Below are 21,010 nucleotides of genomic sequence, written 5' to 3' on the forward strand. Positions count from 1 at the left end.
GAGACACGCATGCTGAGACTGTGCGGCGGGGCGTTTGGCCCGCGCGTCGCCATCTGCGGTCTCACGCTCGCGGCTTGCGGTGGCGGCACGACGGATCCGCCGCCTCCCCCTCCTCCTCCGCTCGCCACGGGGTGCGGGGGGACGGCCACGCCCTCCGTATCCGTCACGCTGGACCTGACCCCCGGCCAGCATGTCACGCTCGACAACACCGCGGATGTGCGCGCCTTCAGGCTGGCGGGCTCTGAGGCGCCCCGCGACTACCAGGTCATCGTGCAGAGCGCTTCCGAAGCGCCCGGCCAGAGCGTGGACGGCTGTATACGGGTTCGTGCGGAGCGCGCCTCCGGGAACGTGACCCCGTCCGTCCCGTCCCGTCTCACGTCCACGGGCGGAGAATCGAGCCGCGACCTTCGCCGTCGAGCGTCCTGGTTCGGACGCGAACGCGTCCTTCGGGAGCGGGACCTGCAGGAACTCGCCGCGGTCGGCGCGCAGCCCATACGGTCTCGAACGCCGGGGCTCGATCCGCTGAACCTGGCCGATGCGCTGCGGCCGCCGGACCTCGGGGACACGCTATCCTTCAGAGTCGGCGTGGGCGCGGATCTGGTCGTGAACTGCCGCAACCCGACGATCGTCATGGGCGAGGTCAGGTACGCGGGAGAGTACTTCACCATCGTGGAGGACCTCCAGTTCCACGATCAGCCCGACAGCGACCGGTTCTCTGCGGACGAGTTCGAGGCGATCGGCCGGCAGCTGGACGAAGTCGTGTATCCGGTGGACGTCGCCTACTTCGGCGAGCCCGCGGACATCGACAACAACGGGACCGTCTTCGCCCTCATCACAGCCGAGGTGAACAAGCTCACCCCGGCCGGAGAAGAGAGCGTCGTCGCCGGCTTCTTCCTCGCGCGCGATCTCACGTCAAGATCGAGCTGCGAGGCTTCGAACGAAGGAGAGATCTTCTATCTCGTCGGCCCGGATCCGGACGAGGACTACGGCTCGGACATCAGTATCAGCTTCGCGAACGCGCTCGCGCGGTCCACGGTCGCGCACGAGTTCGCCCACCTGCTCAACACCCAGCAGCGCGTCACGCTCGGGAGCGGGAACATTTTCGGCGACCGGGAAGTCGCATGGCTCGATGAGGGCATGGCGCACCTGGCCGAGGAGGTCGCCGGCCTCCGGGCCGCGGGGCTCGGGACCCGGGCCAACCTCGATCTGGACATGATCACGGCGAGCGAGGAACAGCTCTCCATCTACAACCACTTCCACATCGTGAACCAGATTCGCCTCGGCCGCTTCCTGCGGGGCGGCTGTCCGCCGGATCCCGACGGTCCGGCGGCGGCCCCGGCGCTCGGCGACGCGGCCGGCGAAGATCCCGGCGGAGTGGAGTCCCTTGCCTTCCGTGGCTTCGCATACGGGTTCACACGCTGGCTCGGCGACCAGTTCGGGGCGTCCGGGAGCGGGGGAGCGCTTCCCGGAAGCCGCGAAGAAGAACTGTTCCGGTACCTGGCTTCGGGCGGGCCCGCGCACTTCAAGGGAATCACCAACGTGGAGCGCACGCTCCGGGCCGTAGCCGGAGTGGAGATGGAATGGGAGGAACTCCTTTCGCTGTACCTCGCGTCTCTCGTCGCGGACGACCGCGCCCCGGCCGACGCGGATCCCCGGATGCAGTGGAAGACCTGGAATCTCCCCGCGCTGTTCCGACAACTGAGCGACTCCAATCTCGGAGACCGCTGTCCGTTCACCCGCACCTTCCCGCTCACGCCGTCGAGGGTGAACGTGCATGTATCGACGAACAGTTCGACCGAGTTCACCGTGAACTCCTCCACGGGGCGCTACTTCTCGCTCGTGAGTTCGGGCGCCACGCCTGGCCTGATCGTGGAAGTCATGGACCCGGCCGGGGCGAGCCTCCCCGGACGCGCGCAGACGCAGGTCACCGTGCTGAGGACGCGCTGAGCGCTCCGGCCCGGACAAACCGGTGCTTGGCGATCTGCGCACCCGACCCTAGCTTCCGCGTCCACCGAGAGTCCAGCACAATCGTGCATCGACGGGTAGGCCGATGAACGAATCCCCGATTTCCATCACGCTCCCCGACGGTTCCTCGAAGCGGCTGCCACGCGGCTCGAACGCCGCTGACCTGGCCGCGGCGATCGGTCCGGGACTGGCCCGGGCCGCCGTGGCCGCGCGCGTGAACGACGTGCTCACGGATCTTTCGGCTGCCCTTCCGGATGGGGCGGAAGTCGCGATCGTGACGCGCAGCGACGAGGACCCGGACGCGCTCTGGGTCCTCCGCCACTCCGCGGCGCACGCGCTCGCCACCGCCGTGCGCGAACGGGTTCCCGGGGCCGGGATCGGCTTCGGCCCTCCGATCGACGACGGCTTCTACTACGACTTCGAGGTTCCGGCGCCTTTCACGCCGGAGGACCTCGAAGCGATCGAGCGCACGATGGCCGAGGTCGCGGGGGCGGACGACCCGTTCGAGCGCCGCGAGGTCACGCGCGACGAAGCCAAGGCCCTGTTCGCGGACGACCCGCTCAAGCTGGAGCGGCTGGACGAGATCCCCGAGGGCGAAGCGATTTCGGTCTACCGGAACGGGCCCTTCCTGGACCTGTGCCGGGGACCGCACGCCCCCCGCACGGGCGAGATCCGCCATTTCCGGCTTCTCAGCGCCGCGGGGGCCTATTGGCGCGGCGACGAGACGCGGCAGATGCTCCAGCGCATCTATGGCACGGCCTTCTACTCCCGGGAGGCGCTCGAGGCGTACATCACGCGCGTCGAGGAGGCCCGCAAGCGCGATCACCGGAAGTTGGGCAGGGAGTTGGACCTGTTCTCGATCCAGGACGAGATCGGGCCGGGGCTCGTGTGCTGGCACCCCAAAGGCGCCCGCGTGCAGCTCGAGCTGAGGCGCTGGATCGAGGACCTGCAGGAGGCGCACGGCTACGAGTTCGTCTACACGCCGCACGTCTCCAGCGAGGCGCTTTTCCGCCGCTCCGGACACCTCCCGAACTACGCGGAGAACATGTATCCCCGCATGGAGGACGAGGACGGCGAGGCGTTCCGCGTGAAGCCGATGAACTGTCCGGGGCATATCACGATCTACGCGGCGACGCCCCGCAGCTACCGCGATCTTCCGGTGCGGCTGTCCGAGGTCGCGAACGTGTACCGCTACGAACGGTCGGGGACGCTGCACGGGCTGCTGCGCGTGCGCATGCTCACGATGGACGACGGGCACGTCTTCTGTACCCCGGATCAGATCGAAGACGAGATCTTCATCTGTCTGAAACTGGTCGACACCGTGATGACGACGTTGGGCCTCGACTACCGGTTCGATCTTTCGACGCGTCCGGACGGGGACAAGCGGATCGGCGGCGATGAGGTGTGGGATGTGGCGGAAGGCGCGTTGCGCGACGCGCTGGAGCGCGGCGGGCTCGAATACGAGATGGACGAGGGCGGGGGCGCGTTCTACGGTCCCAAGATCGACATCAAGTACAAGGACGCGATCGGGCGCGAATGGCAGGGCGCCACGATCCAGCTCGACTTCAACCTGCCCGACCGCTTCGAACTCGAGTACATGGGGGCGAACAACAAGCCGCACCGCCCCGTGATGATCCACCGTGCCATCTTCGGCACCCTGGAGCGTTTCACGGGTGTGCTCATCGAGCACTTCGCCGGGGCGTTCCCTCCATGGCTCGCGCCCGTCCAGGTCCGCGTGCTCCCGATAACGGACGCGCACGCCGCCGCCGCGGGCGATATCCGCGACCGGCTCGCCGCCGAGAGCCTGCGCGCGGAACTCGACGCCCGCTCCGACACGCTGGGTTACCGGATCCGCGACGGCGAACTGCAGAAGGTTCCCTACCTGCTCGTCGTCGGAGACCGCGAAATCGAAGCCGGCACCGTGGCCGTCCGCGCCCGCGGCGCCGAGCGCAAGCAGGAGGTCGTCCCCCTCGACGACTTCGTATCCCGGATCCGTCATCGCGTCGAAACCCGGTCCCTCGAAACGTGATGTCTACCGGTTCGCCCGCCGGTCGTCGTTGACAGGCGGGTCTCTCGGGGGCACTTTCCGGTCGTTGAAAAACTGACAAGCGGGGCCGCGATGCCCCCACCCTATCGGCGCACGAAATCGTGCTGCTGCCGGTGTCCACGGCGCACTCCCCCCGAGGGACGTGCCTTCGTGCCCGGTCGGCCGTCGCCGAACCGGGCTCTTTTATGAGGTGAAGTGAACGGAGATCCCAGAGTCAACGACAAGATCCGGATCAGCCCGATCCGGCTCATCGACGAGGAGGGCAACCAGCTCGGCATCGTCGCCACCGATGAGGCCCGTGCGCTGGCGGCCGAGCGAGGGCTCGATCTCGTGGAGGTGGCGCCCGGCGCCCGCCCGCCCGTCTGTCGGCTCATGGACTTCGGAAAGTACAAGTACGCGCAGGCGAGGAAGGCGCGGGAAGCGAAGAAGAAACAGCACATCATCCACGTCAAGGAAGTGAAGCTGCGGCCGAAGATCGAGGCGCACGACATCGACTTCAAGATGCGGCACGCGCGCAGGTTCCTCTCGGATGGTGACAAAGTAAAATTCACGCTCATGTTTCGGGGACGCGAGGTCACGCACCCGGAACGGGGGCGACGGATCCTCGAGATGGTGAAGGAAGAGTTGGAGGACATCGCGGTGGTGGAGTCGGACATCGCACACGAGGGTCGCACGATGACCATGCTGATGGGACCGCACCGCACGTAGCAGCCCCGGGCTGCTGCGGGTCCAGAACGACGACTCCGTCGCGGACGGCCAGGGACGGAGCTGAACCGGAGCAGACGCAAGATGCCGAAAATGAAGACGAACCGGTCCGCCGCGAAGCGGTTTCGAAAGACCGGCAGCGGGAAATTCCGGCGCCGGCGTGCCTACCACAGCCACATCCTGACCAAGAAGAGCCCCAAGCGTAAGCGCAGGCTCCGGCAGGGGACCCTTGTGGCGAAAGCGGACGAGAAGCGGGTGAAACGGCTCCTGGGGAACTAGTTCGGGCGCCAGTTCGCCCCATTCCCCGGACAGTACCCCGGATAGTCTCAGTATCAGGAATCAGGAGGTGCGGCCATGCCACGCGCGACGAGCAGCGTTGCACGTAACCGTCGAAAGAAGAAGATCCTCAAGGAAGCCCGCGGCCAGTTCGGAGCGCGGTCAAAGCTCTATCGCACGGCGAAGAACTCCGTCGAGCGCGGCTGGGCGTATGCCTATGTCGATCGGCGCAAGAAGAAGCGCGACTTTCGCCGACTGTGGATCTCCCGCATCAACGCCGCGGCCCGGCAGAACGGGATCTCATACTCCCGATTCGTCAGCGGGCTGAAGAGCGCCGGCGTCGACCTGAATCGCAAAGTGCTCGCGGACCTCGCCATTAGGGATCCGGCCGCCTTTACCAAGCTCGTCGAGGTGGCCAAAGCGCACGGCCCATGACCCCGGCCGGCGCTTCTCTCCTCGATCGGCTTGCCGCCATCGAGGGGAAGGGGCTCGCCGCGATCGGGGAGGCGACGGACTCCGCCACGCTCGAGTCCGCCCGCGTCGATTACCTGGGCCGGAACGGTCAGCTGGCCGACGTCATGTCCCTGATCGGCACAGTCGAAGCCGCGGCCCGACGCGAGGTCGGACAGCGCGCGAACGCCGTAAAAACCGTGCTGCGCGGCGCCCTGGAAGCGCGGGCGAAGGCGCTGGAGAGCGCCACCGCCGGCCCGCGCGCCCGGATCGATCTGACCCTGCCCGCGCGCGCGCGCTGGGTCGGCGGCGTGCATCCGGTGACTAGGGTCATCGACGAGATCTGCGAGATCTTCGCGGAGCTCGGCTTCACGAGTGTGCTCGGCCCCGAGATCGAGTCCACGTGGTATAACTTCACCGCGCTCAATATCCCGCTCGATCACCCCGCCGCGGACATGATGGACACGTTCTACCTGGAGAAGGACGTCGTGCTGCGGACGCACACGTCGCCCGTCCAGGCGCGCGTGATGGAGGCGTTCCGGCCGCCCGTGCGCGTCGTCGTGCCGGGTCTCGCCTACCGGCGCGACTCCTTCGATCCCTCGCACGCCCCCGCCTTCGAGCAGATCGAGGGCCTCGCGGTCGACGAAGGCGTGGATTTCGTGGAGTTCCGCGCCGCGATCGAGCACTTCGTGCACCATTTCTTCGGTCCGGGAACGAAGAGCCGGTTTCGGCCCTCCTTCTATCCCTTTACCGAGCCTTCGGCGGAGGTGGACGTGTCGTGCGCCGTGTGCGCAGGGGGCGGCTGCTCCACCTGCAAGCGCACGGGATGGATCACGATCATGGGAAGCGGGATGGTGGATCCCGCCGTCTTCGAGGCCGTGGGCTACGACCCCGAGCGCTACACGGGCTATGCATTCGGGATGGGACCGGCCCGCATCGCGATGGTGCGGCACGGGATCCCCGACATGCGGCTCCTCTACGAGGGAGAGATGAGCTTTCTCCAGCAGTTCACATGAACATCTCGTTCAACTGGATCGACGAACTGGCCGGACTGCGCGGGAAGTTGCGCGACCCGCGTGCTCTGGCCGAGCGCCTGACCATGACCGCCGCCGCGGTGGAGAAGATCGAGACGGTGGGCGCGGGGCTGGACGGGATTGTCGTGTCCCGCGTGCTCGAGATCCGCCCGCACCCGAACGCGGACCGGCTCACTCTGTGCAAGGTGGACAGGGGCGCCGGCGAGGTGCTCGACGTTGTGTGCGGGGCTCCGGTCGTCGTCCCGGGGGCGTTCTATCCGCATGTGGCGCCCGGCGCGGAGCTTCCCGCCGGCTTCCGCATAGAGAGCCGGAAGATCCGCGGCGAGTTGAGCCACGGTATGCTGTGCTCGGAGGCCGAGCTCGAGCTGGGCCGCGACAAGGGCGGCATCATGCGTCTCGCGGACGGGCTCGAGCCGGGAACGCCGCTCGCGGCGGCGCTGGGCTTGCCCGACACGCGTCTCACGCTGGACCTGAACCCGAACCGGGTCGACCTCGCCTGCCACACGGGGGTCGCGCGGGAAGTCGGAGGGCCTCCGGTGCCGCGCGACTTCGGAGGACCGAAGTGGTCACCCGAGTGGCGGGACGGTGAGTCCGAGGCGAGCGGAGCCGGGGTCACGGTCCGCATCGAGGATCTCGACCGGTGTCCTCGCTACATGGCCGCCGTCATCCGGGGGATCAGGATCGGGCCATCGCCGGCGTGGCTCGCGGGCCGGCTTCTCGCCGTGGGCGCGCGTCCGATCAGCAACGTCGTCGATGCGACGAACTACGTGCTGCACGAGTACAACCAGCCTCTGCATGCCTTCGATCTGGCGCGGCTTTCGGGGGCGGAGATCCGCGTGCGGGCAGCCGTGGCGGGCGAGCCGTTGACGACGCTCGACGGCCAGGAGCACAAGCTCACGCCCGACCAGACGGTGATCGCGGACCGCGATCGCGCGATCGCCTTCGCGGGCGTCATGGGTGGGCTCGACACGGAGGTGACGGAAGGCACGGTCGATCTCCTCATCGAGTGCGCGTCGTTCGACCCGTCCGGCGTGCGACGGACCCGGACCGGCGCGGGGCTCTCCACCGATGCGTCCTACCGCTTCGAGCGGGGGATCGATGTCCACGCCCAGGAGCGGGCGCTCGCTCGGTGCGTGGAGCTCATCCTCGCCACGGCCGGCGGCGAGGCGGACGTCATCGGCATCCGCGCGGGCCCGGAGCCGGTGCCGGTTCCGCCGATCGATCTCCGCGTGAGTCGCGTCAACCAGGTGCTGGGCTTCGGCGTCGACGGGGCGGATGTTCTGGCGGCGCTCGAGCCGATCGGCTTCGAGGCCCTCGCCGGGGCGGACGGCGGCGAGAGCGCGAACGGGGCGGCCGACCTGCTTCGCGTCTCCGTGCCCGGATGGCGCACGGACATCGCGCGGGAGATCGACCTCGTCGAGGAAGTCGCGCGCCGGGTCGGGTACGACACCGGAACAGGACAGGACCGCCGGTTCCGGCCGAGCGCGGTGCCCGCGGATCCGCGCGTCGAAAAAGCGGCCAGAGTGCGGGAGATGCTCACCGGACGCGGACTCCTCGAAGCCCGCAGCCTGAGTTTCATGCCGGAGGATTATCGCGGGAATCGCGCGATCGTCACGGTACCGAACCCGCTCTCGGCCGAAGAGAGTTGCCTTCGCTCCGCCATGGTCCCCGTGCTGCTTCGGCGGCTTGAACACAACTATGCGCGCGGCAACCGTAACGTGCGCCTGTTCGAACTGGGCACCGTGTTCGGATACGCTGCCGGTCCGGGCCCGGAAGAGGAGGCGGACGGGACCGGCCGTTTCGAGGAGTCGGGAAGGGTGGGGGCCGTCATCGCCGGTGCCCGGCGTCCGGATCACTGGTCGGGACCGGGACTCGACTTCGACCTGTGGGATCTCAAGGAGATCGCCGGATCGTTCGCGGATCGTCTGTGCGGGGCGAAGATCGAGCCGTTCGAGGGCGCCGTGGCCGCGGCCGCGCCGGAAAACGGAGCATCTCTCGCGGGACCCTGGCTCTCCCGTGGCGGATTCCGCGCGGTGAAGGACGGTCGCGTGGTCGGCGTCGCCGGGGCCGTGGACGGGGCGTCACTCGACGCTCCCCCGTGGGCCGCGCCCGCGTTCGGACTCGAGTTCGATCTCCAGGCCGTCGAGGGGCGGCCCGTGCCCGCCTATCGTAAGACGTCGCCGTTCCCCGCCGTGCGCCGGGATCTTTCGATGACGGTGCCGCGAGGTGTTCCCGCCGCGGACATCGAACAGGCGGCGCGAGAAGCGACGTCCGATCTCCTGCGCGACGTACGACTCTTCGACGTTTACTCGGGCGAGGAGATCGAGGGCGGCCGCCTCGGACTCGCATGGACGTTTCGCTTCCGGGCTCCCGACCGTACGCTGACCGATCAGGATGTCGAGTCGGAGATGTCCGCGCTCTCTACCGCCCTGGAGAAACAGTTCGGTGCCAGAATCCGAAGGTCCTGACCGGCAACGGGAAGTTGAGCAGTTACTTGACCGCCTCTCTCGGGCGGCAGGCAGGATCGAGACCCGTTGGGAGACCCGGGTCGCCCGCCCGAGCGGACCGGCGACCCCCGACATCGAGGAGCGGCTCAAGGCGGTGACGGCGGAGAACCGTCGCCTGCGCGAGACGCTGGCCGAGGCGAGGGAAAAGGCCGTGCGACTGCGCAACCGCCTCGCTCACGTGGAGGATGAGGTATGAATTCAGCGGATGATTCGCCTCCGATCGGCGTCACCATCTTCGGCGACCGATACCGGATCCGGACGGACCGGGGCGATGCGCACACGCGAGCCTGCGCGAAGTACGTGGACGACGCGATTCAACGCGCGCACATGACAGGCGTGGCCGAACCCCATCGCGCCGCGATCCTCGCCGCGCTCGAGATCACCGACGAACTCCTCCAGGCCCGCGGCGAGATCGAACAACTCACGGCCGCCGTCGAGGCGCGGGTCACGGGAGTGACCGAACGGCTCGAGTCCCTCGGGGGCCACACCGCGCCGTAGGTCCCGCCACCCCCGTCCGCGGAGCCGCGCGCGCCCCGTCCGCTTGCGGCGTGCAGACTCCCGAGCGACGTTTCCTGGCGTAAGTTAGAGGAATCAGCAGCAATCGGTGTTGTGCTGTCCGTAAGGTGGCTTCGCACGAGCGCGGCCCCAGCTTCAGATAGATGATCGAGCGGAACGCATCGTTCCGTCCGATCTGAGCGGCATGCACCGGTGGATGAGTCCGCCGGTTTTTTTGTTCATAGATGGTTCGAGGATTGGAGTCTGGCCATGCTGGAATCCATCACCGTGCCGACGATGCTGTTGGCCATTGCGGGACTCGTGGCGGGGGGCGTCGCAGGGATTCTGATCGAGCGACGGGGTCTGCGCCGGGCGCGCGGCCGCCTCGAGAGCGATGGGCGGGACATCATCGAGTCCGCCCGGCTGGAGGCGGGCAGCCTCCGCAAGGCGGCGGAACTGGCGGGGCGCGAAGAGGCGCAGCGTCTCCGGGAGGAATCGGCCAGGGAAGCGGAGCGCCGCCGCGCCGAGCTGGAGCGGCTGGAGCAGCGGACGCTCGAGCGGAGCGAGACGCTGGAGCAGAAGCTCGAGAAGATCGACCAGCGGCAGGAGCGGGTGGATCGGCGCCGCGAGCAGATCGAGGGCGAGCGGGGCGAACTCGACGCACGGGCAAAGGAACTCGTCGACCGGGAGCGGGAACTCGGCAGACGCCTCGAGGAAATCGCCGGCATCAGCCGGGAAGCTGCGCGCCGCGAGCTCGTGGGCCAGATCCGCGACCAGGCGCGGGCGGACGCCGCGCAGCACGTGCGGGAAGTGACCGAACGGGCCCGGAGCGAGGCCGAAGGGGAAGCCCGCAAGATCATCTCCCAGGCGATCGAGAAGCTCTCCGTGGATCATTCCTCGGAAGCCGCCGTCTCGGTCGTCACCCTCCCCAGCGATGACATGAAGGGCCGAATCATCGGACGCGAGGGGCGGAACATCCGGTCGTTCGAGGCGGCCACCGGCGTCGACGTCGTCGTGGACGACACGCCCGAGGCCGTCATCCTCTCCTGCTTCGACCCCGTCCGCCGCGAAGTCGCGCGGTTGGCCATGGACCGCCTCGTCGGCGACGGCCGGATTCACCCCGGCCGCATCGAGGAGGTCGTGGAGAAGGCGCGGGAAGATGTCCAGACGACGATGCGGCAGGCGGCCGACGAGGTCCTGTACGAACTCGGCATCCACGACCTGCACCCGAAACTCCGCGAAGTTCTCGGCGTCCTCCGCTTCCGGACCAGCTACGGGCAGAACCAGTTGCAACACGCGCACGAGGTCGCGCTCATCGGGGCGACGATGGCGTCGGAACTGTCGCTCGATGCACAGTTGGTGAAGCGAATGGGCCTGCTGCACGACATCGGCAAGGGCCTCACGCACGAGAAGGAGGGGAGCCACGTCGAGATCGGCTACGATCTGTGCAAGCAGTGCGGAGAGAAGGACGGTGTGCTGAACGCGATCCGCGCGCACCATGGCGAGGAACCCGCCCGTTATCCGGAGACCTTCCTCGTCACGGCGGCGGATGCGATCTCGGGCGCCCGTCCCGGCGCCCGGCGGGAGTCGTTTGAGCACTACGTGAAGCGATTGGAGAAATTGGAGGAGATCGCGAGTTCCTGGGATGGGGTCGAGAAGGTCTACGCGATCCAGGCGGGGCGGGAGATCCGGATCATGGTGACCCCGGACAAGGTCTCCGACGAGGAGATGGCGAGGCTGTCGGAGCGGACGGCTCGCCGCATCGAGAACGAGTTGCAGTATCCGGGGCAGATCAAGGTCGTCGTCGTGCGAGAGTCGCGAACCGTGGATTTCGCACGCTAACAACGGAGAGGATGGATGACGGCGCAGCTCATCGATGGGAAGCGGATCGCGGCCGAGATACGGGCGGAAGTGACGGAACGGACGCGGGGCCTTTCGGAGCGGGGGATCCGGCCCGGCCTCGGCGTCGTCCTCGTAGGCGACGATCCCGCCTCGCACGTCTACGTGCGGATGAAGACGCGGGCCTGCGAAGAGGCCGGAATCTACGCACGCGACATCACGCCGCCCGCCGACATCGGCCGCGCGGAACTTCTCGGCATCGTCGATGAGCTGAACGCGGACCCGGCCATTCACGGGATTCTCGTACAGCTTCCACTGCCTCGACACCTCGACGAACGGGAGGTGACGGAGAGGATCGATCCGGCCAAGGACGTCGACGGCTTCCATCCCGTGAACCAGGGCCGAATGTCCCAGGGGGACGCCAGCGCGTTCCGCCCCGCGACGCCAGCCGGCGTGCAGGAACTCATCCGGAGGACGGGCGTGGAGACGTCCGGCGCCCACGTCGTCATCGTCGGCCGCTCGAACATCGTCGGCATGCCGATGTCCCAGATCATGCTCCAGAAGGAACCCGGGGCGAACGCTACGGTGACCGTGGCCCACAGCCGGACCGCGGATCTCGGCGCCGTGACGCGCCAGGGGGAGATCCTCATCGTCGCCGTCGGAGTCCCCGGCATCGTCCGTGGAGACATGGTGCGGGAGGGGGCCGTCGTGATCGATGTGGGCGTGAACCGGGTGGAGGATCCGACCACGGAGCGGGGCTATCGGCTCGTCGGCGATGTGGTGTTCGACGAGGCGGTGGAGCGCGCGAGCTGGATCACCCCGGTTCCCGGCGGCGTGGGCCCGATGACGATCGCCATGCTCCTCCGAAACACCGTGAGGTCGGCGGAGCGGACGGCAAGCCTCGCCGCGGCGGGGACGGTGGCGGCGTCGGGCTGAACGTGACGCGTCAACCCTCGCTGTTCGGGGCGGCGGAGGTCCGCGATGGCCGCTCTCCGGAGGGAGCGATCACCGTGTCCGACCTCAACGAGGCCGCGCGCGGCGCATTGGAGAAGCGGTTCGGCGACCTCTGGGTCCGCGGCGAAGTGACGAACTGGACCCGTTCCTCCGTCGGGCACCGCTACTTCTCTCTCCGGGACCAGGAGCGCGACTCCAGCGTCGCGTGCGTGTTCTTCCGCGGGGATGCGTGGCGGCTGCCGGCGGATCCGGAGGACGGTATGGAGGTCTTCGTGCGCGCCCGTCCGACCCTCTACGCGCGGCAGGGCCGGTTCCAGTTGCGCGTACGCGCCATCGAGACGGCCGGCGAGGGGCTGTGGAGGATGGCCTTCGAGCGGCTCCGCCGGAAGCTGGCGGCGGAGGGCATGCTGGATCCGGAGCGCAAGCGTGCGCTGCCCGCGTACCCTCGCCGCGTGGGCGTCGTCACGTCGCGCAAGGGTGCGGCTCTCCACGACATCATCACGGTGCTCCGGCGGCGGGCCCCATGGGTCGAGATCGTGGTGCGCCACTGCCGCGTGCAGGGCGAAGGCGCCGCCGGCGAGGTGCGAGCCGCCCTTCAGCGTCTCGCGGACTGGGGCGCCGGGGGTCCGGACCGGAAGCTCGACGCGATCATCCTGAGCCGGGGCGGCGGGTCTCTGGAGGACCTGTGGTGCTTCAACGAGGAGGCGGCGGTGCGAGCGGTCGCGACGAGTCCGGTCCCGGTGATCTGCGCCATCGGGCACGAGGTCGACGTGACCCTGTGCGAGTTGGTGGCCGATCTCCGCGCGCCGACGCCGTCCGCGGCCGCGGAACTCGCGGTGCCGGATATCCGGAGCGTCCGCGCCTCGCTCGATACGGCGGGAAGAGGTCTGGCTCGCGGCTTGCGCCGACTCATCACGCGCGGGAGCGATCGCGTGGAAGCGCTCGCGCTGCGCCTGCCGGTTTCCGCGGGGCATGCGCGCGATGTCGCGCAGCTGCGGCTCGAAACGTTGGCGGCCCGCCTCCCGGCGGGGATGGAACGCGTTCTCGCCCGCTCTCGTACGCGGCTCGCCGGACTTGCCGCCGCGCTCGATGCCCTGAGCCCGCTCGAGACGGTGGCCCGCGGCTACGCCGTCGCCACGGACCTCGAGGGACGTCGGCTCACGCGAATCAACGATTTCACGCCGAGCCAACGCTTCCGCCTGCGGGTCAAGGGGGGACAGGTCGCGGCGACAACGGACACCGTGGAACGTGACGCGGCGGAGCCGGACGCCGGGGAGCCCGACGCTTGAACGAGCCTTCAAGGGAGTTCGAATTCGAGGCCGCAATCCGGGAACTGGAGCGGATCGTCGCACGCCTCGACCGGGAGGGCATCGGCCTGGATGAGGCGATTACCCTCTTCGAGCAGGGCATCGAGCATCTCGGCGAGGCCCGGCGCTGGCTTGAGACCGCGAGCGGCCGGGTCGAGGAACTCATCGCTTCGTCTACGGGAAGACTGGAAGCGAAGCCGCTGGAAGGCGTGGAAGCGCCGGACGGGAAGCCGGAAGAGCGGCCGGACGGCGAACCGTGACCCGCGAGCTGTCCGAACTGCGTGCCGCCATCGACGCGGAGCTGGAGGGCTGGCTGTCCGAGACGCTGCGTGGGACGGGCCCGATCGCGAAACCCATTCGGTACGCCGTCCTCGCGCAGGGAAAGAGGATCCGACCGCTCCTGTTCGTCGGGGCCTGGGAAGCCGCGAGCGGCGGCACCGGGCCGGGTGCGGGCAACGGCGCGCGTGCGCTCCATCGCGTGGCGCTGGGGCCCGAACTCGTCCACACGTATTCGCTGATCCACGATGATCTCCCGTGCATGGACGACGATGACCTTCGCCGGGGGCGGCCGACGGTGCATGTCCGATACGGGGAACGCGCCGCGGTCATGACGGGGGCGGCGCTCCTTCCGCTCGCGATCCGCGCCCTGGCCGAGGGGGCGACAGGCCTGAACCTGCCGGACTCCGTTGCGAGCCGGCTCATCGGCGTCCTCACCGCGGCGGCCGGCGGCGACGGCATGGTCGGAGGCCAACTCCTCGATCTCCTCGCCGAGAAGACGAGCGTCGACTTCGAGACCCTCGAGCGTATCCATCTCGGCAAGACCGCTCGCCTCATCGCGGCTTGTTGCACGATGGGCGGTGTCGCGGCCCGCGCGCCCGAAGAGACCGTCGATCGGCTCACGCGCTTCGGGATCGCGATCGGACTCGCATTCCAGACGGTGGACGATATCCTCGATGTGACAGGGTCCTCGAGCCGCATGGGGAAGATCGGCGGGCGGGACGAAGCCCTGGGAAAGGCGACGACACCATCGGTCCTCGGTCTGGAGGGAGCGAGAGGACGCGCGGAGGAGTTCGGCCGCGAGGCGCTGGACGCGATTTCGCCGCTCGCGGGCGCGGAGCGGCTGCGCGAAATCGGACGTCTCGTCCTCGAGCGCGACCGCTGAGCGGCCCGTGAAGTTCTTCATCATCGGCAACGCCGATCACCCGGAGCTGGAGCCGCTTCTCCACCGCGTCGAGCGGAGAGCGGATGAACTCGGGGTCTCGCTCGTCTTCGAGCCGTCGCTCGCGACGAAGGCCGGGCGCGACTCCGCCGCGCCGGAGGAAATCGAGGCGGGCGTCGCCCTCGTCCTGGCCCTCGGCGGGGACGGGACGTTGCTGCGGGCGGCCCGCCTGGCGGCGCCCCGCGGGATCCCCGTGCTGGGCTGCAACCTGGGCCGGCTCGGGTTTCTCACGATGGTTTCGGAGGATGAACTCGAGGCGGCGATGTCGATGGTGGCGAGCGGGGACTACGCGCTCGAGAAGCGCATCGCTCTCCGCATCCGGGTGGTTCCGAACGGATCCAACGGGCCGGTCGAAAAAAGCTTCTACGCGATCAACGACGCCGTCATTCACAAGAGCGGCTTCGCCCGGTTGATCGGACTGCGCGTGCTGGCCGACGACGATGAAGTGGGACACTACAGCGCTGACGGCATCATCCTCGCCACAGCCACGGGCTCGACGGCCTACAGCCTCTCCGCGGGCGGCCCCATCGTCTCGCCGACGATGGAGAGCATCGTCGCGACGCCGATTTCGCCGCACACGCTTGCCGTGCGCCCGGTCGTGTTTTCGGGAGACACGAGGATCTCCGTAGAACTCCTCTCGGGGGACCACGACCTGCAGCTGACCGTCGACGGACAGCCCGGTTGCCTTCTCTCGGTGGGAGACCGTGTGGAAGTCTCCCGCTCGAAGCACGCCGTGGGCCTGGTCCGGCTCCCCTGCCATTCGTTCTTCACCGTCCTGAGGCGGAAGCTGCGGTGGGGCGACGTTCGCGAGCACCCGACGCCCCCATCCGGGGGGGACGAGGAAAGCTAGCGTGCTGAGGGAGCTTCGCGTCCGGAACTTCGCCGTCGTCGAGGAAGCCACGCTTGAATTCGGGCCGGGCCTCAGTGTGCTCAGCGGCGAGACGGGGGCAGGGAAGTCCCTCCTCGTCGAAGCCCTCGCGCTCCTCGTCGGAGGGCGGCCGTCGCCGGACATGATCCGGGCGGGCGCCGGGTCCGCCCGCATCGAGGGCCGCTTCGAGATCGAGGACGTCGACGGACTGCGAACGCTGTGCGAGGACGCCGGTATCGATCATGAAGACGGCTGGCTCATCCTGTGTCGCGAATTGCGTCGCGAGGGCCGGCATCGGGCATGGGTGAACGGGTCGCCGTCCACGGCGGGAAGGTTGCGCGAGTTCGGGGGTCGGCTCCTCGACCTCCACGGACAGCACGATCACCAGCGACTCCTGGATCGCGCCTGGCAACGCCGGATTCTGGACGCCTATGGCCGACACGAGGCACTGGCCACCGAGACGGAGGCCGCCTACGCGGGGCTGCGCGCCATCGAGGGACGTCTCGAGGACACGCGTCGCGCCGCGCGTGAGGGGCGTGAACGGGCGGACTACCTGCGCTTCAAGCGGGATGAGATCGCCGGAGCCGGGCTCGAACCGGATGAAGATGAGACGCTCGAGTCGGAGGCCCGCCGCCTCTCGCATTCCGAGGAGCTGATCGAGCTTTCGGGCTCGCTCCACCACGGACTGTACGAGGCCGAGGGGTCGATCGTCGACCAGTTGGGCGAGTTTGCGGCCCGGCTCGAAGCCCTCGTTTCGATCGATCGCGAGGCGGGTCCGTTCCGCGACCTGATCGAGGCGGCGCTCCGCAACGTGGAGGAACTCGGACGCAGCCTGGCTCCCTACCGGGACTCGATCGAGCACGACCCTCGACGGCTCGACGAAATCCGCGTCCGGCAGGATCTCCTCTACCGGCTCAAGCGCAAGTACGGCGGCACTCTGGAGGACGTGATCCACGTGGGCGAGGAGGCGCGGCGTGAGTTGGAGACCGTGCAGGGCGCCGATACCGAGATCGAGCGCCTCGAAGCGGGACGAGAGGCCGCGTCAGCCGAACTCGCCTCGTTGTCGTCCGAACTCTCTGAACGTCGCCTCGTGTCGTCCCGCGCGCTCGCCGAAGCGGTTACGGACGCACTCCCCGAACTGGGTCTCCCGGGCGCCCGTCTCCAGATCGCGCTCGACCCGTACGGCGAGATCCGGGGGACCGGTGCCGAACGGGTCGAGTTTCTCGTCTCCCTGAATCCCGGCTTCCCTCCGGCGCCGCTGCGGCGCGTCGCCTCCGGGGGAGAGATGAGTCGGCTCATGCTCGCGCTCGAGACCGCGCTCATCGAGGTGGACGACCTGCCGGTGCTCGTGTTCGACGAGATCGATGCGGGGATCGGGGGCGAGGTGGCGCACCGCGTGGCGGCCCGGCTCGTGCGGCTCTCCGTCGCGCATCAGGTGCTCGTCGTCACGCATCTCGCGCAGATCGCGGCGCGCGCCGACGCACACTACTCCGTCGGAAAGGTCACGGAAGCCGAAGGTGTGCGGACGTCGGTCCGGATGCTCACCGGCGGAGAGCGCGTCCACGAAGTCGCTCGCATGCTCGGAGGCGACCCCGCCAGCCACGCCTCGCGCGCCCACGCCGAGGAACTGCTCGCCGGCCAGTTGTAGCGCCGGCCCACGTTGCGGTTGCGCCGCTAGAAGATGCTGATCGGGAAGCGGAGTTCGGCCGCGTAGCGGAAGGAGGCCGGCGTTCGTCCCCCGGAGCCGGAGATGGCCCGCCGCAGCGAGATGCCGAACTGGTAGGCGCCGCGCACCGGCCTCGCCCCCTCATGCAGTTCCTCGACGCCCCCGGCCTCGGAGATATCGATGAGGAACCCGACGCCCAGCCGGTGGCGGGTCTGCGCTCCCTCCTCCGCCACCGTGTTCGGGTCCAGCCCCTCGACCATCCCGACGAACTGATATGTGGGTGCGGGCAGCCGGAAGTAGTCGTACTCGATCCCCACGCTGAGGGCGGCGTTGAAGCGCAGGGAAGGGCGGACCAGAACCGCGAGATAGTCCCCCAGATCCCGCCGCATCAGCGCCACCAGATCCTCCTGGTTGTAGGGGCGATCCGGAGGAGTGAAGCGGAACGCCGCCTCGTCGGGGCGCTGCATCCCGTAGCGGGCGGAAGCGCGGATCATGAAGAGGCTCCCGAGGGCGATGTCCTGGTACAACGCGAGTTCGATGTCGGTCTGGCCGTCCCCGATCGGGATGTCCGACGAATTCGTCGGGTCTCCGAAGATCGTGAGGTTGCGGTTTCGGATGGGGAGCCGGGCGAGGGCGCCCACGCTCGTGCGCAGCCGAATGCCGCGTTCCGAATCCGCTCGGGGACCGGACCCCGCGTCCGCCGCCGCGCCCGGCCCCGGGATCGGCGTTCGGCGCGTGATGCCGTCGATCAGGTTCACCCGCAGGAAGACCTCGACCTCCCCCAGATCGAGTTCGTTCCTGCTGTCCCTCGGCAGTCGATCGGCGAAGCCCTGGCTCAGGAACAGCGTATCGAAGTCCTCCTCCGTCGCGAACTCGGGCAGGGAAAGCTCCGGCAGCGTCAGGCCGAGCGCGTCGAACGCCGCCGCGAAATCCGCGAAGCGTTGCGCCATCTGGGTCCCCGCGACGCTGGAAGCGGTGGGAATCAAGGCTCCGCCCGCCGCCCGCTGCCCCAGCGTGTTGACGAAGTCGAGCGTCGCGCGTCGGAGCGCGATCGCCTCCTCGAGAGCGGTTCCTGTCAGAGAGCCGCCATCGATCAGCGAACCGAGATCGTCGAGCGCCGACTCCGCATCCCTCAGAAAGGGCGCACCAGACTCGAAGGCCACGCCGTTTCCGGTCACCGTCGCGGTGGAATCGAAGGCGAAGCCCACCGTCATGTCCGTGAGCGTGAACGGGGCCCGGACTCCCACGCTGACCCAGTCGAGGACCCCCAGTTCGACGCCGAGCCCGAGTCGGCGTATCTGCGCCCGCATGGCCGAGAAGTCGAGCGCGCCGAACGAGAAGTCGTCCTCGGTTACCGGTTCGAAGCCAAGCGCCTCCGCATCGTCGTTGAGCTCCTGGATGAGAGCGAAGGGAGCAGGGAACATGCGGCGGGCGAGCGGACCGTCGAAGTGGGCGGCAAGCGGCTCGCGCTCCCCGTCGAGGACCCCCGCGCTCGAGCCGAGCGCGAACTGTTCGGACCAGTTCAGCAGCGTCGGCCCGACGGTGAGCCACAGCTTCCCCTGCCTCGGCAGCCGCGCGTCGCTGAACTGCCCGGCCAGATGGACCGGAGCCATGGCCGTGGAGAGGAGGGCGAGCAGGACCGGAACCGCGTGTCGGGTCGGCGGAAGCATCGCGCGAGTATAGCAGCCCGGGGCGCGATGGAGAACCTTCCGGCGGTAGCGTCCGTGTGGTCGCTCCATTAGGCTGTGCGAACTTCGGCGCCGTGGCCGAGTGGTTAGGCAGGGGCCTGCAAAGCCCCCTACTCCGGTTCGAATCCGGACGGCGCCTCTTTCTTCGGCTTTCCCTTGATATCTCCGGCAAAAACGGGAGGAGAACGGGTTGGCTCTCAGGCTGAAAGCGGACCAGGCACTCCTGCTCCTTCTCGTCTTTGTTCCCATCACGCTCGTTCTCGAGTACGTCGTCCACGCGTCTGCGACCACGCTCTTTCTTACCTCCGCGGTCGCGATCGTTCCCCTCGCCGGGATCATGGGGAAATCGACCGAGATGCTGGCCGAGCACGTGGGCGCCGGTCTCGGGGGACTGCTGAACGCGACATTCGGGAACGCCGCGGAACTGATCATCGCCATCTTCGCGCTCAGAGCGGGCCTGTACGACCTCGTGAAGGCGTCGCTCACGGGGTCGATCATCGGAAACATCCTCCTCATCTTCGGGCTGAGCGCGCTGCTCGGGGGTCTGAAGTTCCGGACACAGACCTTCAACCGCACCGCGGCCAAACTGGGCGCCACGCTCCTCCTGCTGAGCGCCGTCGGCCTCGTCATCCCGTCACTGCTGTACCATCTCCGGGACGGCGCAGAGGTGGGGGCGGCCGCGGCGACGGGGGCGGCCGCGGCGTCGGCGTCGGGGTGGCTGAGCCTCGAGATCTCCGTCGTCCTCATCGTCTGCTACATCCTCTCGCTTGTCTTCGCGCTGCGGACGCACGCGGATCTCTACCAGGGGACGGCGCACGCCGGCGCCGAGACGCACGCGGCTCCCGCGTGGTCGAAGGGCAAGTCGTTCGCGGTCCTCGTCGGAGCGGCCGCGCTCGTGGGCTGGATGAGCGAGATCCTCGTCGGCGGGGCGGAGGAGGCGGCCCACGCCCTGGGGATGACCGAGGTCTTCGTCGGCGTGATCGTCGTCGCTCTCGTCGGCAACGCGGCGGAACATTCGACCGCCGTGCTCGTCGCGCTTCGGAACAAGATGGATCTGTCGATTCAGATCGCGGTGGGGTCGTCGCTCCAGATCGCCCTTCTCATCGCCCCGCTCCTCGTCTTCCTCTCCTACGCGATCGGGCCGGCGCCGATGGACCTCGTCTTTTCGCCGCTCGAAGTCGTGGCGGTCGCGGTCTCCGTCCTCGTCGTGGGACAGATCGCCGACGACGGCAAAACGCACTGGATGGAGGGAGTCCTCCTCCTCGCCGTGTACGTCCTGCTCGGCCTCGCCTTCTTCAACCTCCCGGGCTAGCAGCGGGCCGGACGCGAAGCAACGTTTGGCCAGCCAGGCGCGTCTCAGTGTTCCGGGCTCGCGGAACCCTTGACGGCTTCGCGGGATCCGGTCTGACGGGAGAACTGAAGCCGGGGCGGCGGATCACCCTCCTGTGGCAGGGACGACGTTGGGATGAAGTCGGATGTACCGAAGTGGTCGCGCGCGCCCCGGCCTCACCCCACGAGGGAGACCCCTTCCGGCCGGTCGCCGAATCCCCATCGCGTGTCGTCGTAGTCGCACACCCCGCATCACCCTTCGTGGCGATCCGCCTCGCGATCAGGGTCGTCTCGGCGACGCTCGAGGAGCTGTTCCGTGAACGCCTGTCGCTCCGCGATCTGTCCCACCTGGTCCTGGAGTTCGGAAAGCGTCTGGAGAAGGCGATCGTTTGCCGCCGGACCCGGCAAGGCCTCCCGTACCCCGCCGGCGAGCCGGTCCGCCCGGTCTCGCGTCGCCTGCTCGAGGAAGTAGGCCAGCTTGCGGGAGATCGGGAAGAGTACGACACCGCCGGTGATGATCAGCACGATCGTGGAGATGAACGTAAAGATGACGACCAGGTCCATGTCCATCCCGAGCCTCCTGGATCACAGGTGAGGGGTTGGGCCGACATCCGCCCGCGGCGCAGTACGTGCCGTGGGCGGATACGGTGCTGACGCGAGA

The 21,010-nt window shown here is 68.5% G+C and carries 18 protein-coding genes and 1 tRNA gene; 17 read left to right on the forward strand and 2 right to left on the reverse strand.

The features are described from left to right. The first annotated feature begins 9 nt into the window (after positions 1 to 9). The 15 genes from RN901_RS13985 (at position 10) to recN (ending at position 17,314) form a co-directional block, all read left to right on the forward strand. Entirely contained in the window at positions 10 to 1,947 is a 1,938-nt protein-coding gene (locus tag RN901_RS13985; RefSeq protein ID WP_310758915.1) for a hypothetical protein, read from the forward strand. A gap of 103 nt (positions 1,948 to 2,050) precedes the next feature. Continuing rightward, the gene (gene thrS / locus RN901_RS13990) at positions 2,051 to 3,994 is read left to right on the forward strand and encodes a threonine--tRNA ligase (RefSeq protein WP_310758916.1); all 1,944 of its coding nucleotides are present in this window, start codon (positions 2,051 to 2,053) and stop codon (positions 3,992 to 3,994) included. A gap of 213 nt (positions 3,995 to 4,207) precedes the next feature. Further along, the gene (gene infC / locus RN901_RS13995; protein ID WP_310758917.1) at positions 4,208 to 4,720 is read left to right on the forward strand and encodes a translation initiation factor IF-3; all 513 of its coding nucleotides are present in this window, start codon (positions 4,208 to 4,210) and stop codon (positions 4,718 to 4,720) included. A gap of 81 nt (positions 4,721 to 4,801) precedes the next feature. Further along, positions 4,802 to 4,996 carry a 50S ribosomal protein L35 gene (gene rpmI, locus RN901_RS14000; protein WP_310758918.1) on the forward strand — a complete coding sequence of 65 codons (195 nt, stop codon included), beginning with the start codon at positions 4,802 to 4,804 and terminating at the stop codon, positions 4,994 to 4,996. 75 nt (positions 4,997 to 5,071) lie between these two features. Beyond that, positions 5,072 to 5,428, forward strand: coding sequence for a 50S ribosomal protein L20 (gene rplT, locus RN901_RS14005; RefSeq protein ID WP_310758919.1), 357 nt, complete (start codon positions 5,072 to 5,074; stop codon positions 5,426 to 5,428). Then, positions 5,425 to 6,459, forward strand: a complete 1,035-nt coding sequence (gene pheS, locus RN901_RS14010) for a phenylalanine--tRNA ligase subunit alpha (RefSeq protein WP_310758920.1) — start codon at positions 5,425 to 5,427, stop codon at positions 6,457 to 6,459. The genes rplT and pheS overlap by 4 nt, the downstream gene beginning before the upstream one ends. Beyond that, on the forward strand, positions 6,456 to 8,945 hold the full coding sequence (gene pheT, locus RN901_RS14015) for a phenylalanine--tRNA ligase subunit beta (protein ID WP_310758921.1): 2,490 nt from the start codon (positions 6,456 to 6,458) through the stop codon (positions 8,943 to 8,945). Before pheS ends, pheT begins: the two co-directional genes overlap by 4 nt. 231 nt (positions 8,946 to 9,176) lie before the next feature. Next, positions 9,177 to 9,482 carry a cell division protein ZapA gene (locus RN901_RS14020; RefSeq protein ID WP_310758922.1) on the forward strand — a complete coding sequence of 102 codons (306 nt, stop codon included), beginning with the start codon at positions 9,177 to 9,179 and terminating at the stop codon, positions 9,480 to 9,482. A 267-nt stretch (positions 9,483 to 9,749) separates the two neighbouring features. Continuing rightward, positions 9,750 to 11,321, forward strand: coding sequence for a ribonuclease Y (gene rny, locus RN901_RS14025; RefSeq protein ID WP_310758923.1), 1,572 nt, complete (start codon positions 9,750 to 9,752; stop codon positions 11,319 to 11,321). A 15-nt stretch (positions 11,322 to 11,336) separates the two neighbouring features. Then, complete coding sequence (locus tag RN901_RS14030; protein WP_310758924.1) at positions 11,337 to 12,254, forward strand: tetrahydrofolate dehydrogenase/cyclohydrolase catalytic domain-containing protein; 918 nt, start codon at positions 11,337 to 11,339, stop codon at positions 12,252 to 12,254. A gap of 2 nt (positions 12,255 to 12,256) precedes the next feature. Then, positions 12,257 to 13,561 (forward strand): exodeoxyribonuclease VII large subunit, encoded by a 1,305-nt coding sequence (gene xseA / locus RN901_RS14035; RefSeq protein ID WP_310758925.1) that lies wholly within the window; start codon positions 12,257 to 12,259, stop codon positions 13,559 to 13,561. Beyond that, complete coding sequence (xseB, locus tag RN901_RS14040) at positions 13,558 to 13,839, forward strand: exodeoxyribonuclease VII small subunit (protein WP_310758926.1); 282 nt, start codon at positions 13,558 to 13,560, stop codon at positions 13,837 to 13,839. The genes xseA and xseB overlap by 4 nt, the downstream gene beginning before the upstream one ends. Further along, entirely contained in the window at positions 13,836 to 14,741 is a 906-nt protein-coding gene (locus tag RN901_RS14045; protein ID WP_310758927.1) for a polyprenyl synthetase family protein, read from the forward strand. The genes xseB and RN901_RS14045 overlap by 4 nt, the downstream gene beginning before the upstream one ends. A gap of 7 nt (positions 14,742 to 14,748) precedes the next feature. After that, positions 14,749 to 15,648, forward strand: coding sequence for an NAD(+)/NADH kinase (locus RN901_RS14050; RefSeq protein ID WP_310758928.1), 900 nt, complete (start codon positions 14,749 to 14,751; stop codon positions 15,646 to 15,648). A gap of 1 nt (position 15,649) precedes the next feature. Then, positions 15,650 to 17,314 (forward strand): DNA repair protein RecN, encoded by a 1,665-nt coding sequence (gene recN, locus RN901_RS14055; protein WP_310758929.1) that lies wholly within the window; start codon positions 15,650 to 15,652, stop codon positions 17,312 to 17,314. Positions 17,315 to 17,340: 26 nt separating this feature from the next. Here the strand turns inward: recN and RN901_RS14060 are convergent, their stop codons facing one another. After that, on the reverse strand, positions 17,341 to 19,002 hold the full coding sequence (locus RN901_RS14060; RefSeq protein WP_310758930.1) for a hypothetical protein: 1,662 nt from the start codon (positions 19,000 to 19,002) through the stop codon (positions 17,341 to 17,343). Positions 19,003 to 19,088: 86 nt separating this feature from the next. Between RN901_RS14060 and RN901_RS14065 the strand changes: the two genes are divergently transcribed. Then, positions 19,089 to 19,159: transfer RNA gene (locus tag RN901_RS14065), tRNA-Cys, on the forward strand. A 51-nt stretch (positions 19,160 to 19,210) separates the two neighbouring features. Further along, positions 19,211 to 20,332 carry a calcium/proton exchanger gene (gene cax / locus RN901_RS14070; RefSeq protein WP_310758931.1) on the forward strand — a complete coding sequence of 374 codons (1,122 nt, stop codon included), beginning with the start codon at positions 19,211 to 19,213 and terminating at the stop codon, positions 20,330 to 20,332. Between the two features lie 269 nt (positions 20,333 to 20,601). On the opposite strand, the gene RN901_RS14075 is transcribed toward cax, so the two are convergent. After that, complete coding sequence (locus RN901_RS14075; protein WP_310758932.1) at positions 20,602 to 20,919, reverse strand: hypothetical protein; 318 nt, start codon at positions 20,917 to 20,919, stop codon at positions 20,602 to 20,604. Between the last annotated feature and the right edge of the window lie 91 nt (positions 20,920 to 21,010).

This window comes from Candidatus Palauibacter soopunensis, assembly GCF_947581735.1.
In the GTDB taxonomy this organism is placed as follows: Bacteria; Gemmatimonadota; Gemmatimonadetes; order Palauibacterales; family Palauibacteraceae; genus Palauibacter; species Palauibacter soopunensis.

Coding starts and splice junctions, on each gene's coding strand:
- RN901_RS13985 (WP_310758915.1), top strand. CDS start 10: ATGCTGAGACTGTGCGGCGGGGCGTTTGGCCCGCGCGTCGCCATCTGC.
- thrS (WP_310758916.1), top strand. CDS start 2,051: ATGAACGAATCCCCGATTTCCATCACGCTCCCCGACGGTTCCTCGAAG.
- rpmI (WP_310758918.1), top strand. CDS start 4,802: ATGCCGAAAATGAAGACGAACCGGTCCGCCGCGAAGCGGTTTCGAAAG.
- rplT (WP_310758919.1), top strand. CDS start 5,072: ATGCCACGCGCGACGAGCAGCGTTGCACGTAACCGTCGAAAGAAGAAG.
- pheS (WP_310758920.1), top strand. CDS start 5,425: ATGACCCCGGCCGGCGCTTCTCTCCTCGATCGGCTTGCCGCCATCGAG.
- pheT (WP_310758921.1), top strand. CDS start 6,456: ATGAACATCTCGTTCAACTGGATCGACGAACTGGCCGGACTGCGCGGG.
- RN901_RS14020 (WP_310758922.1), top strand. CDS start 9,177: ATGAATTCAGCGGATGATTCGCCTCCGATCGGCGTCACCATCTTCGGC.
- rny (WP_310758923.1), top strand. CDS start 9,750: ATGCTGGAATCCATCACCGTGCCGACGATGCTGTTGGCCATTGCGGGA.
- RN901_RS14030 (WP_310758924.1), top strand. CDS start 11,337: ATGACGGCGCAGCTCATCGATGGGAAGCGGATCGCGGCCGAGATACGG.
- RN901_RS14060 (WP_310758930.1), bottom strand. CDS start 19,002: ATGCTTCCGCCGACCCGACACGCGGTTCCGGTCCTGCTCGCCCTCCTC.
- RN901_RS14075 (WP_310758932.1), bottom strand. CDS start 20,919: ATGGACATGGACCTGGTCGTCATCTTTACGTTCATCTCCACGATCGTG.